The 16,322-nt window shown below is 63.4% G+C and carries 13 protein-coding genes and 3 pseudogenes; 5 read left to right on the top strand and 11 right to left on the bottom strand.

Features of this window, described 5'->3' with window-relative positions:
* The first annotated feature begins 115 nt into the window (after positions 1–115).
* The 3 genes and pseudogenes from MF610_RS17635 to MF610_RS17625 all read left to right on the top strand — a co-directional run.
* A complete protein-coding gene (locus MF610_RS17635) occupies positions 116–982 on the top strand; it encodes an AraC family transcriptional regulator (RefSeq protein ID WP_056397223.1) in 867 nt (288 codons plus the stop codon).
* 149 nt (positions 983–1,131) lie between these two features.
* Positions 1,132–1,616: pseudogene (locus MF610_RS17630) on the top strand (transposase family protein); the annotation flags it as partial.
* A 10-nt stretch (positions 1,617–1,626) separates the two neighbouring features.
* Positions 1,627–1,797 (top strand): annotated as a pseudogene (locus tag MF610_RS17625) (ATPase); the annotation flags it as partial.
* On the opposite strand, the pseudogene MF610_RS17620 reads toward MF610_RS17625, so the two are convergent.
* The 9 genes and pseudogenes from MF610_RS17620 to MF610_RS17580 all read right to left on the bottom strand — a co-directional run.
* A pseudogene (locus tag MF610_RS17620) lies at positions 1,783–2,498 on the bottom strand (IS5 family transposase); the annotation flags it as partial. The pseudogenes MF610_RS17625 and MF610_RS17620 overlap by 15 nt on opposite strands.
* Positions 2,499–2,616: 118 nt before the next feature.
* Positions 2,617–3,420, bottom strand: a complete 804-nt coding sequence (locus MF610_RS17615; RefSeq protein ID WP_056397228.1) for an SDR family NAD(P)-dependent oxidoreductase — start codon at positions 3,418–3,420, stop codon at positions 2,617–2,619.
* Between the two features lie 11 nt (positions 3,421–3,431).
* Complete coding sequence (locus tag MF610_RS17610) at positions 3,432–4,958, bottom strand: GMC family oxidoreductase (RefSeq protein ID WP_242201574.1); 1,527 nt, start codon at positions 4,956–4,958, stop codon at positions 3,432–3,434.
* Positions 4,955–6,322, bottom strand: a complete 1,368-nt coding sequence (locus MF610_RS17605) for an alpha/beta hydrolase (RefSeq protein ID WP_242201573.1) — start codon at positions 6,320–6,322, stop codon at positions 4,955–4,957. Before MF610_RS17605 ends, MF610_RS17610 begins: the two co-directional genes overlap by 4 nt.
* 27 nt (positions 6,323–6,349) lie before the next feature.
* Positions 6,350–7,243 carry an SDR family oxidoreductase gene (locus MF610_RS17600; RefSeq protein ID WP_056504435.1) on the bottom strand — a complete coding sequence of 298 codons (894 nt, stop codon included), beginning with the start codon at positions 7,241–7,243 and terminating at the stop codon, positions 6,350–6,352.
* A gap of 49 nt (positions 7,244–7,292) precedes the next feature.
* Positions 7,293–9,119: a glycoside hydrolase family 15 protein gene (locus tag MF610_RS17595; RefSeq protein ID WP_056625998.1), complete on the bottom strand. Its 1,827-nt coding sequence runs from the start codon at positions 9,117–9,119 to the stop codon at positions 7,293–7,295.
* Positions 9,116–10,123, bottom strand: a complete 1,008-nt coding sequence (locus tag MF610_RS17590; protein WP_056504458.1) for an SDR family oxidoreductase — start codon at positions 10,121–10,123, stop codon at positions 9,116–9,118. Before MF610_RS17590 ends, MF610_RS17595 begins: the two co-directional genes overlap by 4 nt.
* 560 nt (positions 10,124–10,683) lie before the next feature.
* A complete protein-coding gene (locus tag MF610_RS17585; protein WP_056397233.1) occupies positions 10,684–11,793 on the bottom strand; it encodes an alkene reductase in 1,110 nt (369 codons plus the stop codon).
* A gap of 270 nt (positions 11,794–12,063) precedes the next feature.
* Positions 12,064–12,789, bottom strand: coding sequence for an SDR family oxidoreductase (locus MF610_RS17580; protein ID WP_056397236.1), 726 nt, complete (start codon positions 12,787–12,789; stop codon positions 12,064–12,066).
* Positions 12,790–12,937: 148 nt separating this feature from the next.
* Between MF610_RS17580 and MF610_RS17575 the strand changes: the two genes are divergently transcribed.
* Positions 12,938–13,834, top strand: a complete 897-nt coding sequence (locus MF610_RS17575) for an AraC family transcriptional regulator (RefSeq protein ID WP_056397243.1) — start codon at positions 12,938–12,940, stop codon at positions 13,832–13,834.
* A gap of 133 nt (positions 13,835–13,967) precedes the next feature.
* Here MF610_RS17575 and MF610_RS17570 read toward each other — a convergent pair whose 3' ends face one another.
* The gene (locus MF610_RS17570) at positions 13,968–14,834 is read right to left on the bottom strand and encodes an NAD(P)H-binding protein (protein ID WP_242201572.1); all 867 of its coding nucleotides are present in this window, start codon (positions 14,832–14,834) and stop codon (positions 13,968–13,970) included.
* An 86-nt stretch (positions 14,835–14,920) separates the two neighbouring features.
* Here MF610_RS17570 and MF610_RS17565 point away from each other — a divergent pair, with 86 nt between their 5' ends.
* Positions 14,921–15,832 (top strand): LysR family transcriptional regulator, encoded by a 912-nt coding sequence (locus MF610_RS17565; protein WP_242201571.1) that lies wholly within the window; start codon positions 14,921–14,923, stop codon positions 15,830–15,832.
* A 131-nt stretch (positions 15,833–15,963) separates the two neighbouring features.
* On the opposite strand, the gene MF610_RS17560 is transcribed toward MF610_RS17565, so the two are convergent.
* Positions 15,964–16,322: integrase core domain-containing protein (locus MF610_RS17560; protein WP_422635948.1), on the bottom strand; the 359-nt coding region annotated here is incomplete at its 5' end.

Here is a 16,322-nt window from a genome sequence, read left to right as displayed (position 1 = left end):
AAAGATTGCGATTTATCGGATCGGATGATTTTTTGGGATTGCTGCTGGCTCGGGCGCGTGGCGGATGCCAGAAGATCATCATGACAATGGGCCCTGATCCGCCTCGGGAGGCAGCATGACATCCGCCCTCGCGATCGCGCAGGGTGTGTTCGGACGCGTGGCGTTGCTCGACATGAATACGGCGCTAGTCGGACATGCGCATCCGCATTGCCACATCCTCTTCAAAGCGAGCGGCGCAGACCAGGTTTTCGTCGTGGGCTCGACGCGCGTACCGATGACCGAAGACACCGCGGTGCTTGTGAATGCGTGGCAGCCGCATCGGTACACGCCGCTTGATACCAACGCGCACACGATCTTTCTCGCCCTTTACCTGAAGCCAGCGTGGCTTGCGAGTCTCGAACGGGCGTTCATGACGTGCAACCGCCCGGGCTTCTTTCCGCGGCCGGGCATCGTCATCGGCCCGACGATACGGCGACGTGTCCGGGACCTTATCGAGATGCTACGGGCGGAGCATCACGATCCGTCCCTTATCAGTGAAACTATATTCACGCTTGCGGCGGAAGTCATGCAGGGCACCGCAGCGACGGGGCTGGTTCGCGACACGGCTTCGCAATACGGGTTCAGCGATTATCGCATTCGGCGTGCCATCCGTATGATGCACGGCATCGATGCACCGCTGGGGCTGGAGCAGATCGCGCAGCGCGCAGGGTTATCGCGGCCGCACTTCAACCAGTTGTTCCGCGCTTGCACAGGCGTCAGTCCCGGTATCTACCACGCCTCGTTACGGCTTGAGTTCGCTGTCAACGATCTCGGCATCGCACGCCGGCCAATCAATCTGGTGTCTGACGCACTCGGGTTCAGTGCTCAAAGCAATTTTACCCGCTTCTTTCAGCAGCACGTGGGCGTCGTGCCGAGCGAGTTTCGTCGAGTTGCGGAAGCTTTGAGAAACGATGGGCAACAGCCGGAATTCCATGCAGGGTGATCCTTCCATCGTTTAAAGTATGGCCCTGCGCCTACTGACCAGACCGAACGAAACCGGCGCCTGAGAGGTGCGCTCGGAAAATTTGCACAGCGGGGATAAGTGGATTGCTGATCTGACAGCGGCGATACTGGCCGTGAGCAGGAGGCAAGATGAGCAAGCGACCGCGCCGGAACCACAGCCCGGCGTTCAAGGCGAAGGTGGCACTGGCTGCCGTGAAGGGCGAAAAGACACTGGCCGAATTGGTACAGCAGTATGACGTGCATCCGAATCTCATCAACCAGTGGCGGGCGCGACTGCTGGGGGGCGCGGCGGACGTGTTCGGCGCGGAACCCATCGCAGCCGAGCCTGCAGTGGACATTACGGTGCTGCACGCGAAGATCGGCGAACTGACGCTGGCGAACGATTTTTTGGCTGGTGCGCTCGGGAAGGCCGGTCTGTTGCCGAGCGCAAGGCGATGATCGACCGGGGTCATGCGCTGCCGCTGATTGTCTAGGCGCGGCAGCTCGGGATCAGGCGCGGCAGCATCTACTATATGCCGCGCCCTGTACCGGAGGTCGACCTGGCCATCATGCGACGGATCGACGAGTTGCACCTAATCTACCCGTTCTCGGGCAGCCGGATGTTGCGCGATCTGCACCGGCAGGACCACCGCCCTGAAACGCAAGCGTACGACGATGGAGATCCTGACCGACCTGCTGCGTGCCGAGGCAACCCACCGCCATGCAGCGTCGGTCCGCTACCGAATGTCGGCCGCCAGGCTGCCCGCGGTGAAAGACCTCGACGCCTTCGTCTTCGACGGCATAGTCTTTGACGAGGCGTCGGAAGCGTGTTGCCCAGGCGAATGACCGTTCGACGACCCAGCGGCGCGGCAGGAGGACGAACCCGCGTTTGGCCTCGGGCAGTTTGACGATTCCCAGCGCGATGCCATGGGCGGCTGCGGCCTTCACGGCACGTTCGCCCGTATAGCCCTGATCGACATACGCGATGTCGCCGGTATCGCCCGTGACGGCCTGCACGGTGCGTGCGAGGCGTTCTACTTCGCCGCGATCCTCGGCACTGGCTGGCGTCACATGCAGCGCGAGCAGATGCCCCAGCGTATCGACGGCCATGTGGATCTTCGACCCTTTCTTGCGCTTGCCCCCGTCATAGCCTGCGCGCTCGCCACTCTCGGGCGTGGAGCGTAACGTCCGGCTGTCGATGATCGCGGCAGTCGGCTCGGCTTTGCGGCCCGCCGCCAGGCGCAGTACCGAGCGCAGGTCATCCACCAGCGCCTCGAAACACCCCGCCACCAGCCAGCGTTGCGTCTGCTGGTACACCGCCGCCCAAGGCGGCAGATCATTGGGCATCCACCGCCACGGCGCGCCCGTCTTCACGATGTAGCGCAGGCCGTTGAATACTTCGCGCAGATCATGCTCCCGCTGCCCGGCATCCTCGCGCTGAACAGCAGGTATGGCGCGATCAGCGACCATTCCTCATCGCTGACATCGGACGGATATGGCTTGCAGCAAATGCTCATCCAATACCGGATGAATCAGACACACCTCCAAGTCCATAACAGCCTCTAGGTGTCCTTGCCATGGGTTAGGTTTGGCTTGTCTGGCAGCTATGCATGCCGCAGCCTGTGTTCCAACTGGTCACCCAGCGATGGTGAACACTGAGCCGGAGTCGACACGGATACCAGCGCCATTTATAAAACTGGCGCGTTCGGAGACGAGGAACGCGACCGCCGCTGCCACCTCTTCCGGCTTGCCCCGCCGCTTCAGCACCATGCCTGGCCGTTCTTCGTTGAGGAAGCTGGAGATCGCCTCGTCGAAGGTGGTACCCTTCTCCTCGGCGCGCTTGCGCATCATCGCATCGGTCATCGGTGTTGCGATGAACGCCGGCGACACGGTGTTGACCAGCACGTTATCGCAGCCGTAGGCTTTGGAAAGTCCCTTTGCGAGGCTGAGGATACCTGCCTTCGACGCACAATAGGCGAGTTCGTCAACGTACGGCTGCACTGCATCCTCGGACGCGAACAGCACGATCCGTCCCCAGCCCTTCGTCCGCATCGCCGGTATCGCCTCGCGGCACATCCGCACCGCCCCCATCAGATTGATGTTCAGCGTCTCGAGCCAACCGGCATCGTTGACATCGAGGAAGTCGCCGGTCGCGCCGGTGACGCCGGCAGCGTTGACGTAGATATCGGGTTCTCCCAGCTTCTCGCGGACCTGCTGCCAGATCGCTTCGACCTCGTCGAGCTTGGTGACGTCCCCGGTCACCGCGACGATCTCGCCAAGCGGCGACAGTTCGTCGACCGCCTCATCCAGCGTGCCGTCCGGCTTGTCAGTGATCGCGACGCGGACTCCTGCCTCAAGCAATAGCCGAGCAGTTTCCTTTCCCATGCCAGAGTCTGCTCCACTGATCAACGCGATGCGGCCTTTGATACCCAGATCCATGTCTCTCTCCTTCAACCTCGCGTCGCGAGGAAACGGTCGGCGGTGCGCAGCGACAGTGCCATGATCGTCAACGCCGGATTAGCAGCAAGCGCGCTCGGGAAGACCGAATTGTCGCAGATGAACAGGTTGTCGATATCGAAGCTGCGTCCGTCGGCGTCGACCACGGCACGGTCGCCGTCTTGGCCCATCCGGCACGTGCCGATCGTGTGCGCCGAGCGGTCGACCGCGAAGATGTCGCGCGCGCCCGCCGCTTCCCAGATCGCGGTCATCGTCTTTCGCGCATGAGCGTCGATCGCGCGTTCGTTCGGCCCGTAGCTGAAGTCGATCCGCGCCTTGCGCAATCCATAGGCGTCGGTCTCGTCCGCCAGCGTCAGCCGGTTGTCGTCGGACGGCAGGCATTCGCCATTGATGCCGATTCCACCCAACCGGTTGTAATCGTCGAGAAGGTCGACCAACGCCCGCCCCCACAACCCGGCACCGCGCGCTAAATTGGTGGCGAGCGTCACCGGCATCACGCCTAGGCTTTGGATCAAATAGCCGCCGGCATGGTCGGCGTCGCCGGCCCGCATCATGTCCTCTGTGATCAGCGACGAGGGGTAGCCGCGGTTCATCCGCATGTCGGCATCGAACCGACCCCACACCTGCGTCGCGACATGCGCCATGAAGTTGCGCCCGACCTGACCGCTTGAATTGGCGAGATCGAGGTTGAGTAGTAATCGCGGCGTCTCGACCCCGCCGGCGCACAGAAACAGCGCGCGACAGGATAGGCGTCGACGCTCGCCGCGACAAACATAGACTACCCCGGTCACCCGGCCGTTGCCGTCGCGTTCGATGTCGACGACGCGGCACTCCGCCCGCACCTCGGCACCATGTGCGACGGCGAGAGGCAACCAGCTCGTGTCGGTCGTCGCCTTGGCGGCAGTGCGACAGCCCTGGTGGCAGGTGCCGCAGTTGATGCACGCCTTGCGCTCGCCCCAATGCGGCTGCTCGCGGTCGCGCGAAACCAGAGCAGCGGGAGCGTCGGTCGCAGTGATGTTGAGTGCGGTGCAACCGCGTGCCATCGCATTGGCGGGCGCATTGCGCGCGACCGGAGGCAATTCGTAGCGCCGCCCCACGTCCCAGGGATAGCGCGCGGGGCCGGACACGCCGATGAAGCGCTCGACCGCGTCGATATAACCGATCAATTCATCGTGGGCGATCGGCCAGTCCTCGCCCCGCCCGCTCTCGCTGCGCAACCGCAGGTCGCGCGCGTCGGGCCGCGGGCAGAAGGCACCCCAGTGCAACGTCGAACCACCGACACCCATGCCTGAATTGTTGGCGCCGAAGGCGGTGGCGTCGGCGCCGCCGCTCAGCCGCTCTTCCATCCAATAGATGTCGGCGGCGAGTTCGTCGGCGACATGATCGTCGGGCCGAAAGGCGCGCCCCGCCTCCAGCACGATGACCGAGACGCCCGCTTGTGAGAGCCGCGCGGCGAGCGGCGCGCCGCCCGCGCCGCTGCCGACGATGACGACGTCAGTCACGTCCGCTGCCGCGCTCATGCCTGCACCTCCAACTGCTGCCAGTCTTCGATCATGTCGGCCGCGGTCAGCCGATATCCCTGCTTGTGCGGTCCGTCGCCGCCGACGGCGAAACCGTCATAGCCGATCCGCGCCATGGTCGCCGGCAGCGCCATCCATTGACGCGCGATCTCGGAGCGCGCCTCGGCGAACCATAATCGCATCTGGCGCGGATCGAAGGCACCGCCCTCCGTGTCGGCGGTCTCGTCGGCGATCGACTGCAGGCATTGCTCGCGATCCGCTGGCGAAGCGTCGGCAAAGCTGCTGGAGAGGTGATCTAGCGTGTCCAGGCCCGACGTCCAACCCTCAGCGTCGGCGGGCAGTTCGGCGCTGCGCCAGCCGTCGCCGATCCCGCTTGTCAGCATCGCATCGATCCGGGCGGCGAGATCGACTGGATCGGCGGCACCTGGCAGCACCGTCTCGATCAAGGCGGCGAGCACCGCCCGCTGCTGCGGCGACAGCACCTTGCCTCGCGGCGGTGCGGCGTGCCGCTCGGTCATTACCGCGCGTGTTCCGCGGCTGACCCGATCGGAGGCAAGGAGCGCAACGAACGGCGCGGGCAATGCTCGTCCGAAGGCCTGAGTGATGTGATCCCGGATCAAGGTCGCGACCGCAGCGGGCTGTTCATAGGGCAACAAATGCGCGGCGCCGGCCACCACTTCGACGCGCGCGTTGCGATAGTGCGGCAGGTTAAGCCGCCGCTGCGCGTCCTCGCCCAGATCCCCGTCCTCACCACCGGCGACGATCAGCGCCGGCACCGCAAGCGTCCCCGCAGCCTCCCTCCAATCCTCGCGGCTGTCGCGCTTCAGCCAGCCGGTCCAGGCAAGGCGTCGGGAACGCTCCACGTCGGCGATTGCCTGCGTGCGTAGCGGTTCGGGTAAGCGCTGTGCGGTGTTGGCATCGACGAACGTCGCCGCTTCGTCCGGACCAATCCGACCGTTGGCGAACCAGTCGATCATCTCGGCGCGACGCTCCTCGGCCATCGGCTCGGAGGCGGGAGGAGACGCGGCCAGCAGCACTACTGCGGCAAGGCCTGCGAAGGCAGGGTCGCCATCGCGAGCGCGCGCGGCGGCCAACGTGGCAATCTTGCCACCCATGCTGTGCCCGACCACTGCCCAGCTCTGTGGCTGATGCGCAGCCACCTGTTCGGAGAACCAGTCGACTAGCCCCGCGACATCAAGGTCGGCATCCGGGCTGCCGCCGAAACCGGGTAGGCAGAGCGGGACGCAAGCGCCGACATCGCCGAGGTCGGCGATTACCTGATCCCACTCGCGTGCGCTCGCGCCCAGTGCATGAAGGAAATATACCCGGTTCATACGCCCTCCGGCTTTCACGAGCGGCAGCACCAGTGCACCGGTGCTGCCGCACCAATCCTACGCCACGCCTGCCCCGCCGGTGACGCCGTAAACCTCACCGCTGATGAAGCTTGCCTCCTGACTGGCGAGGAGCACATACACTGCGGACAACTCGACAGGCTGACCGGGACGGCCGTACTGGCTCTCCGAACCGAACTTCTCGACCGCCTCCGGGGGCTGGCCGCCCGACGCCTGCAACGCGGTCCAGAAGGGGCCCGGTGCGACCACGTTGGCGCGTATGCCCTTCTCGAGCAGCTGTTTGGCCAGCGCCTTTGTGTAAGCGACGATCCCCGCCTTGGTGGTCGCATAGTCGAGCAGGATCGCCGACGGCTCGTAAGCTTGGATCGAGGCGGTGGTGATGACGCTCGCGCCGGTCGGCAGGTGCGGCACCGCAGCCTGAGTGATCCAATGCATGGCGTACAGGTTGGTCTTCATTGTCCTGTCGAAATCGTCCGAGCTAACCTTAGAGATGTCCTCGCGGTTCTGCTGGCGCCCCGCATTGATGACGAGAATGTCGATGCCCCCCAGCGCCTCATTGGCCTTGCTGACGAGCTCGCGGCACCATGCCTCGTCGGTGATATCGCCGGGCAGCGCGACGGCTGTGCGACCCTCCGCCTCGATCAGCTTGATGACCTCATCGGCATCCGACTGCTCGGTCTCAAGGTAGGAGATCGCGACGTCGGCTCCTTCGCGCGCATAGGCAATTGCCGCGGCGCGACCGACCCCACTATCACCGCCCGTAATAAGCGCCTTGCGGCCCTTGAGTTTGCCGGCACCGACATAGCTCGTTTCGCCGTGATCGGGCTTCGGATCCATGTCGGATGCAAGGCCGGGGACTGGCTGCGGCTGCCGAGGGAAAGGGGGCTGGGGATATTGCGTACGCGGGTCCTGGATGGTCAGACGATCGGTCATGTAATTGCTCCAGCTTGGGTGTGACGTGGTGGGAAAGTGTCGAAGGCCGTCAGCAATCATCCTCGGCCGCGAGCACATCGAGCGCCATGACGTGCGCTAGATGCGACAGGCCCTGCGGAAGGTTGCCAAGGAACGTGCCGGTGCGCGGATCGGCCATCTCAGTCATTATGCCGACCCCGCGGTCGAGAGCGGTGGTGATGGCGTCGAACACCTGCTCGGCGCGCTCACGCTGACCGAGCAGCGCGCGTGCCTCCACCATCCAGAAGGTGCATGCGAGGAAGCAGCCTTCCTCGGCGGAGACGTCAGTGTAGCGATAATGATAGGGCCCAGCGCCGAGCTCGGCGTCGATCGCATCGAGGGTTTTTACAAGCCGCTCACGGCCGTCGAAGCCGAAGCGCACCATCAGCGCAAGGGAGGCGTCGAGCTTCTCACTGCCGGGATAGAAAACGAACGCCTGCTTGGTTTCTGACCAGCAGTTCTCCTCGATCCATCCGGCAATCCGGTCGCGCTCACGCGACCAACGTTCGCGACACGTAGTGGGCAGCTGACCCTCGTCGGCGAGTTCGACGGCACGCGCCAGCGCCTGCCAGCAACTGACCTTCGACATAGTATAATGCTGGGACTCCTCCAGCTCCCAGATGCCGGCATCCTTCTTGCGCCACACGTCAGCGCACTCATCGGCAAGGTGTGAAAGAAGTTCGGCGCTGGATGCATCAAGTATGTTGCCGCACTCGACGAAGCGCGAGGCCGTCTCGAAGATGTCCCCATAGATGCCATGCTGGTGCTGGTCGGTCGCCGCGTTGCCGATCTGGACGGGTGTGGACCGCCGATAGCCTGGCACTTCGATCTCGCTCAAGCTTGGTACGATGGCGCCATCGAGCGAGTAGCAGACCCGCGCGCCATGCTCTTCCAATCGCTTCAGCAGCCAGCTGAACGCCGCCTTGGCCTCCGCCTGCGCACCTGCTGCCAGGAAGGCCTTGATGGTGTAGCCAGCGTCGCGGATCCACGCGTAGCGATAGTCGTAGTTCTTTTTGCCGCCGATACCCTCCGGCAGCGATGTCGTGGCGGCCGCGGCGATTGCGCCCGACGGCGAGAACAGCAGCAGCTTGAGTGCGAGCACGCTGCGGATGAATTCCGGTCGCCGGTCGCCGTCATATTCGATCTGCTCGGACCACACTCGCCACTCCGCATCGGATGTATCGATGCGCTCGTCGATCTTATCGATTTTAGGCACGATCAGCGGTTCGTCCTCGCCGGCGACGATCGCTACGATCTCCCGCTGCCCCTGCACGACCGTGAACTCAGCCGTCACTGCCTCGTCGGAGCGTTCGACCGTGATGCCTTCACTATGGAGCAGCAGCCCAAGCACCGTGCCGACATGGAAGACGGCGTGCTTGCCGATCGTCGACTGATAGGGACTGGCGCCGTTTGCGCGACGCCCCGGACGCATATTCAGCTGGAACCTGACAGAGCCGTCGAGCCCTTCGATGCGACGACCAAGTTCGGCCCAAGGCAGTCGCCCTGCCGTGCCGCTGTTCATCGATTCCGTCAGCTTGGCGCGACCTGACGCTGTCGTGAAGATCGTCTCAAGCACGTTGCTGTCGGGCAGGTAGCGCCGCTCCACCTCGAAGCTCTCGACCGGCGCGATGACGAAGCGGCCACCCTCCTCCGGATCAAGTAATCGGTCGAACAGTGGCGGAGAGTCGAGGTTGGGAACGCACCACCAGTCGATCGAACCGTCGGCCCCCGACAGCGCTACCGAGCGACCGTCACCCAGCGCGCCGTAATCCTCCAGTGCAAGATAGCCATCGACCCTGGTGCCGCCTGCCACAGGCGCGGCGATCTTGCCGCGGACGACGTCGAGCAGACCGTTCATGGGCGAAGTCGCGGCAGGAGCCGGCTTAGGCTAAAGCCTGCTGCTGCACCTGTGCTGAGCAGGGCACCCGCTGCCGCGACCTTAAGCAGGTCCCGTTGTCGGCTAGAGAAGATCTCACGGCGGCTCGATTTTACACGGTCGGGCGACGGCCCATCGATGGCAGCTGGCCCTTCGCCCGGTTCGTCGAGGTTGCCGACGCGGTCCGGTGCGGGGTCACCGGTCATGGCGTCGATCTGCTTGGCCGCCTGCTGATCGGCGAACTCAGGCGCAAGTGACTGCCCAAGCGCCATCATGGCGGTCGAGCGTCCGACCCAGAATTCGCGCTGTGGCCGCTCCACCGCCTCTTGCACCGCCTTGGCGCATAGCCGCGGATCAAACAGCGGATCAGGCAGCACTTGTTCGCGACCGCTATGATTGCGGGCCCAGGTCGGCTGCGGTGTGTTCACCGCCGGCAGGTAGACGACGGATAAGGTGATCCTACTTTTATCGGCGATCAGCTCAGCGCGCAGCGAGTCCGTGAACCCGGTTACGGCGGCCTTGGCGGCGCAATACGCCGCCTGGAGTGGTGCGGGTCGAAGCGCGAGGCCTGAGGATACCTGGATGATGGCGCCCTTGTCGCGCGTCTTCATATAACGGAGAGCGGCGAGAGTCCCATGCACCTGGCTCAGATAGGTCGTGGCCGTAACACGGGCGTATTCGGCGGCGGTAATGTGATCCGCACGCGCGACGACGGTGGACATAGCGTTGTTGACCCAGGCATCGATCGGCCCAAGCTCATCCTCTATTCGCGCTGCGGCGGCGTCGACCGCGTCTGCGTCCACGACGTCGACACTGATCGCCAGGACTTTTGAGGCGCCTGCCAACAAAAGCATCGCCTGCGCTTGCTCGAGCCGAGCCCGGTGGCGCCCCAAGATGCCTAGCTGCCAACCGGCAATCGCAAACTTCTCGGCAATGGCAAGTCCGATGCCTGCACTGCCGCCCGTCACCACTATGGTCTTCGCCATATCAGCCTCGCAAAACATTGTGATAATGCCCCGAGGTAGAATGACCGGCGCACGATGCGCCTGGGGATCAAGACGGGAACGTCTTCGGCCCGCATCATATCCGCAGCTCGGTCATTATATCTATTCGAATACGATCCATCGGATCGCGGCATACTAGCCTAGGACCGCTCATGGATTGGTCTTCGGATCGTTACGCTCGTAGGCTCTGACCCTCTTGAAGGGTAGAATTGTTCTCATCCTCGTGTTGAGCGGCTTCGACCCAATCCCGGACATTCAGTTGTCATCTTCCAAAGCTCCAACTTCGGACCCCCATTAATGTCGGAAGCGGGGACTGCGTCATAGGCGCTTTCCCCGCCGAACCGCACGGCAGCTTCCCGAGGAAAAATTTAGAGAAGCAGCGCCAATGGCAGCACTGTCGGCGCGGCGGCTGGACTTGCGATCGCCCCTGCGCCGACGGTGGCCACAACCCCAACCTCGCTCACCGACACCCGGAGGCCTCGTCGCGATTAACCTGCGGTATGAGCTCGATCCTACGGCTGGCTCTGATGTGAGGGGCTGGGTCAGCTGCGATCTGGATTCCCGCGCATCGTCGGCCAGTCGGAATAGCCGACCGACCCGCCGCCATACCAATACTCTTTTGGCGCCTCTGCAAGCGGCGCACCTGTGCGCAGGCGATCAACGAGATCGGGGTTGGCAATGAACGGCCGCCCCATGCTGAACAGGTCGGCATCGCCACGCTCAAGAACCTCTTCGGCCAGCTTGAGCGTGTACTGGTTGTTCGCGATATAAGCCCCTTTGAAGCGCTTGCGCAGCGCAGCAAAGTCGACGCCATCTGCGTCACGTGTCTGCTGCGTCACGCCCTCGATGTCGTGGACATAGAGCAGGCCGCGCTGAGACAGCGCATCAACATAAATGCCGAAGGTTTCCATCACGGTGCTGTCGAGCGGCGTCTCGCCGGGCATTGTCGTTGCTGGCGACAACCGGATGCCGACACGCCCTGCGCCCCAAACGCCGACGACCGCGTCGACGACCTCGAGGGGGAAGCGCAGACGGTTTTCGATTGACCCGCCATAGGGGTCGGTTCGCCGGTTGGTGCTGTCGCGTACGAACTGTTCAAGCAGATAGTTGTTCGCCGAATGGACTTCGACCCCATCGAACCCTGCCGCCTTGGCGTTGGTGGCGGCGCGACGATAATCCTCGACGATGCCAGGGATCTCGTCCGTTTCCAGGGCTCGCGGCGTTACGTGGTCCTTCATCCCATCCTTGGTGAATGCCTGTCCAACCGGCTTGATGGCCGACGGCGCAACCGGCGGTTTTCCGCCCTGTAGGTCCGGATGCGAGATACGCCCAGTATGCCACAACTGAAGAAATATGACGCCGCCACGATCATGGACAGCCTGCACGATCGGGCGCCACGCCTCGATTTGCTGTTCGTTCCAGATACCCGGTGTTAACGCATAGCCGACCGCCTGGGGAGATACGTTGGTCGCTTCGCTTATGATGATCCCGGCGTCAGCGCGCTGTGAGTAATAGTCTGCGGCGAAAGCGGGCGGGATCCCGTCGTCGTTCGAACGGCTGCGCGTCAACGGCGCCATGACGATGCGGTTGCGCAGCGACAGGTCGCCGATCTGGACGGGCTGCAATATGGGCGATGCGGAATGGTCGGGCATGGTCGGCGATATCCATCAAGCAGTGCAAGATCAGGAACGCTGAACGGACAAGCTGCCGTTATGGTCCGGCGTTCGGCCACATTCATGGTCGGTTGAACCGATCTGGAAGAGATGCTGGTGGCGCGTTGACGGCCGCAATGGCCTCCTATGCGATCATGACCGAACCCCAGTCGTTTCGATCCCCTCCTGGCTAACTGATCTCAGCGCTCGTCAATGTGTATGAACTCGTCGTTTGGGCGTCCCCGCTTCGGCACCGGCACGCCCAAGCATTTACATGTCCGCTGCGGTCGGGCGAACGATCACCTCATTGATGTCGACACCCTCCGGCTGCTCGATGGCATAGCGAACGGCTCGCGCGATCGCGTCCGGCGTCAGCGACTTCTTTCGCCATCCGGTCAGGGCCGCAGCAACCTCAGGATCGGTGATGTCATGGCCCAGCTCGGTGGCGACCACGCCCGGCGAGATCAACGTCGAACGGACCTCGTCATGCTCCTGCCGCAGCCCTTCAGTGATGGCGCGTACGGCATGTTTGGTGGCGCAATAAACCGCGGCGGTCGGCATCACCATGTGTGCGGCGACCGAGGCGACATTGACGACATGCCCCCTTCGCTGAGCCACGAACCGCGGCAGGACCGCGGCGATGCCGTTGAGGACGCCGTGGATGTTGACGTCGACCATCCGCTTCCACTCGTCGCGCTTGAGCGCAGCGAGCGGTGAGAGGGGCATCACACCCGCATTGTTGACCAGCACGTCGACACGTCCGAAGCGCGCTTCAGCGGCCTCCACGAACGCATCGAAATCGGCGCCGTAGGTGACGTCGAGTTCGCGCCAGGCGACGGTCTCGCCCAGTTCCTCCGCCAGTGCCTTCAGGCGCTCTCCGCGACGCGCGCCGATGAACAGCCGGGTGCCGGTCGCAGCCATTTCTCGCGCAGTTGCCTCGCCGATCCCACTCGACGCGCCTGTGATGAGGACGACCTTGTCAATATTTCCTGCCATGATGCAGTCCTTCCGTTGTGGTGACGGGACGCAGATGGGCCATCGTCCATGTCGCACGGTAGAGTGATTGCCCTAATGGCTTGCACGATCCTCTAGAATTAACGCCAGATGTTTGCCCACAGCTCGCAATTGGAGAAGGATCGTCGGCATGGACCGGATCGCCGAACTCTCTGCCCTCATCCATCGACACGTCGTGGGTACAGGCATTTGCAGCACGGCGATGCCGCATGTTTCGCTGATCCGGGCCGACGCACCGAGCACCCCCACGCCTGCCGTCTACGAGGCCTCCCTTTGCATAATAGCCCAGGGGTCTAAGCGGGTGTCGATCGGCGAGCACAGCGTGGTTTATGATGCGGCCCATTACCTCTTGGTCTCGGTCGACTTGCCGCTGGTCGGTCATGTGCTCGATGCGAGCCCCGAGCGACCCTATCTCTGCTGCAAGATCGATCTCGATGCCTCGATCCTGGCCGATCTCATGGCGATCGAAGGCGGCGGGCTGGTCCGAACAGACTTGCCGGTGCTTGGCGTCTACCCCGGCGATCCCGACCTGATCGACGCGGCATGCCGGCTGGTCGGCCTGCTCGACCGACCCGACACGATCCGCGCGCTGGCGCCGCTGATCGAGCGCGAGATCCTCTATCGTCTGCTCACCGGACCGCATGGTCCGATGCTTCGTCACGTCGCAACCGCTGGCAGCCATCTCAATCAGGTCAGCCGCGCCATCGCCGCCATCCGCCGGCGTTTCGACGCGCCGATCCGCATCGACGATGTCGCAGCCGAGGCCGGCATGAGCTCCTCCTCGCTCCACGTACACTTCAAGGCGATTACCCGCATGACGCCGCTGGAGTATCAAAAACAGCTGCGGTTGCAGGAGGCTAGACGCCTGATGCTGACGGAGGGCGCCACGGCGAGCACGGCAGGCTTTGCCGTCGGCTATGAGAGCCCATCGCAATTCAGCCGCGAATACAGGCGACTGTTCGGCGCGCCTCCACGTGCCGACATCGAACGACTCCACGCTGCGCCAGCAGCCGCCATGGCGCTGTGACAATGGCTCGGGTCGCGACCGGTGCTTCAAAATGCTGTGATCAGCTGATGCTGGGACGCAGACCTAATAGCGGTCACTGACAGTCAGCTTGCCTATTCCCAGAACCGGACGCTCGTTCATGTGAGGCTCGCAATCACCGTGGCAGGTGATGTTGGAGGAATGCGTTTATCGGAACTGGCGCACGGCCGAGAATGTGGGCGAGTGTCGGATCGACCCTTGCGAACTCACCCGCTTCCGCGGCTTGAAAATAGCCCAGCATGATCGCCCGAGTGCTTACAGGAACACCGTTCTGGCGGGCTCGGGCATCAAGATCCTCCAAGCTGATCATAGCGCGTGAGATTGCCTTCCCCGTCACTTCACCCGCCACTCGGGTGATGCCGGACAGGTCCAGGGCTTCGGACCCGGTCAGTGGCGGAGTTGGCCCGTCGATGACCTGGTCGCCCGCCAGCAGTGCCGCGTCGGCTGCAGCGAGGTCGTCGTGGCTCGTCCATGCAACCGGGCCGTCGACAGGTGCTGTGATCGTGCCGCTCGCAAAGCCTTGCGCCTGCATCGCCAGCAGGCTTTGCGCATAAAACCCATGACGAAGCGCCGTCCATGCAATTCCAGAACGTGCCAGCAGCTCTTCGGTGGCTGCATGGTCGCGTCCGGGCGGGAATAGCGAGGTCGGTGAGGCGGAGACCTGGCTGGTGTAAAAGATGCGTGAAACGCCGAGTTCTTTGGCGATGGCGATTGCGTTGACATGCTGGGCGATAGGATCCCCGCCGCTAGCTGCCGCGTTGGACGAAACCAGCAACAGTTGCTCCGCCCCCTCCCATGCATGCCGTAGGCTTTCCGGCCGATCATAATCGCCTTGGCGGACCCGAACGCCGCGGGCGGCAAGATCGCTGGCCTTCTCTGGCGAGCGGACACTGACGCTGACCCGCTCAGGAGGCACGCGCTCGAGCAGTTCAACGACGATCCGCCTGCCAAGCTGTCCTGTCGCTCCGGTAACGATGATCATGATTGTCTCCGGCTGATGATGTGGTCAGGAGATGATCGATCTTCGGGCCAACGATAAGCGGCGTAAATTGGAACAAGGCGTTCGCGATGCAGAACAATATCAGCGCTGACGATCTCCTCGTCTTCCTCGCCGTACTTCGCGAAGGTGGCTTTCGCGCCGCAGCACAGCGCCTGGGTATGGCGGCGTCCAAGGTCAGCACCACCGTGTCGCGGCTAGAGCGGGAGCTTGGCACGCCTCTTATGCTCCGGACCACCCGCAGCATCAGGGCAACCGAGCAAGGCGAAGCACTCGCTGAGCGGATCATTCCGCTTTTCGCAAAGATCGACCAAGCCTGTGCGGACGCGACCGGCAGCACCAATCACGTTCGCGGGCGGCTGAAGCTGAACGTGCCAGGCGCGATCGTGCCGGACATCCTTCCGCCCCTGCTGGCCGCCTACCGGGAACGGCACCCGGACGTCGTGGTCGAAGTCCACGTCGAGAATGATCTCGTCGACATCGTTGCCGATGGCTGCGATGCCGGCGTCCGCTACGGCGATGCGCTGCAAGATGGCATGGTCTCGGTGCCGATCGGCCCGCGGCGACAAGAGGTCGGGTTGGCAGCTTCGCCTGCTTATCTCGAACGTAGGGGCATGCCGGACTCGCTGGAGGAACTGACCGGGCATGATGCGATTCGCTACCGACTCCCGAATGGCTCCATAATCCCGTGGCGGTTACGACAGGGCGATCAAGCCGTCGAAGTGACGCCTCTTACGAAGCTAGTGCTTGGCGTGAACGCCCTCAATTCTGGATTGGCCTATGCTCGAGCAGGCTTGGGTATAATCGGCATGTTCCGGAACTGGATGGACGAGGATTTGGCGCTCGGAACGCTTGTCGCTGTGTTGCCCGAACTCTGGCCGCAATTCGACGGACCGCGGCTTTACTACCCCAACAGACTGGCATCGCCGCCATTACGTGCCTTCATCGCGATGTGCGGCGAGCCGAAAATAGACGCACGCTAAGCCATCAGACAGTCTTTCGGTAACGGTCCGGCCAGCGATCCGTTTCGCTCTGACCCAATATCCGCCATTCCTGGCTCCTATTCGCCTCCCCAAGTTCCGACGTTCATTCAGATTGACGTGACCCCCGCCTTTCATCCAGCGGCAACCAGAGACCGACCGTTGTTGTCGCGCAGGAGCGCGGGTGAAGCAACGGTCGGGTTTAAACCCCACCGTTGCTTTTCGAGTTCGGCGGCAAAGGCGGCCGGTGTGGCGTAGCCGAGCGACGAGTGTGGCCGCTCGGTGTTGTAGTCCTCGACCCAGCGGGCGAGGATCGCCCGCGCCTGGCGGACCGTGAAAAACAGCGTCTCGTTGAGCAGTTCGTCGCGCATGCGACCGTTAAAGCTTTCGACGAACCCGTTCTGCGTCGGTTTGCCCGGAGCGATATAGTGCCACTCGACGCCGGCATCGCCCGACCACGCCAGCACCGCGTTTGAGGTCAGCTCGGTGCCAT

Source organism: Sphingomonas hankookensis (genome assembly GCF_022664465.1).
Taxonomy (GTDB): Bacteria; Pseudomonadota; Alphaproteobacteria; order Sphingomonadales; family Sphingomonadaceae; genus Sphingomonas; species Sphingomonas hankookensis.
The sequence above is the reverse complement of the archived record's forward strand: the minus strand, read 5'-3'. Positions and strand labels throughout refer to the sequence as shown.

Excerpts from the sequence above, each read along its gene's own strand:
- MF610_RS17635 (WP_056397223.1), top strand. The coding sequence starts at position 116 with ATGACATCCGCCCTCGCGATCGCGCAGGGTGTGTTCGGACGCGTGGCG.
- MF610_RS17575 (WP_056397243.1), top strand. The coding sequence starts at position 12,938 with ATGGACCGGATCGCCGAACTCTCTGCCCTCATCCATCGACACGTCGTG.
- MF610_RS17615 (WP_056397228.1), bottom strand. The coding sequence starts at position 3,420 with ATGGATCTGGGTATCAAAGGCCGCATCGCGTTGATCAGTGGAGCAGAC.
- MF610_RS17585 (WP_056397233.1), bottom strand. The coding sequence starts at position 11,793 with ATGCCCGACCATTCCGCATCGCCCATATTGCAGCCCGTCCAGATCGGC.
- MF610_RS17600 (WP_056504435.1), bottom strand. The coding sequence starts at position 7,243 with ATGACCGATCGTCTGACCATCCAGGACCCGCGTACGCAATATCCCCAG.
- MF610_RS17595 (WP_056625998.1), bottom strand. The coding sequence starts at position 9,119 with ATGAACGGTCTGCTCGACGTCGTCCGCGGCAAGATCGCCGCGCCTGTG.
- MF610_RS17580 (WP_056397236.1), bottom strand. The coding sequence starts at position 12,789 with ATGGCAGGAAATATTGACAAGGTCGTCCTCATCACAGGCGCGTCGAGT.
- MF610_RS17570 (WP_242201572.1), bottom strand. The coding sequence starts at position 14,834 with ATGATCATCGTTACCGGAGCGACAGGACAGCTTGGCAGGCGGATCGTC.
- MF610_RS17590 (WP_056504458.1), bottom strand. The coding sequence starts at position 10,123 with ATGGCGAAGACCATAGTGGTGACGGGCGGCAGTGCAGGCATCGGACTT.
- MF610_RS17610 (WP_242201574.1), bottom strand. The coding sequence starts at position 4,958 with ATGAGCGCGGCAGCGGACGTGACTGACGTCGTCATCGTCGGCAGCGGC.
- MF610_RS17565 (WP_242201571.1), top strand. The coding sequence starts at position 14,921 with ATGCAGAACAATATCAGCGCTGACGATCTCCTCGTCTTCCTCGCCGTA.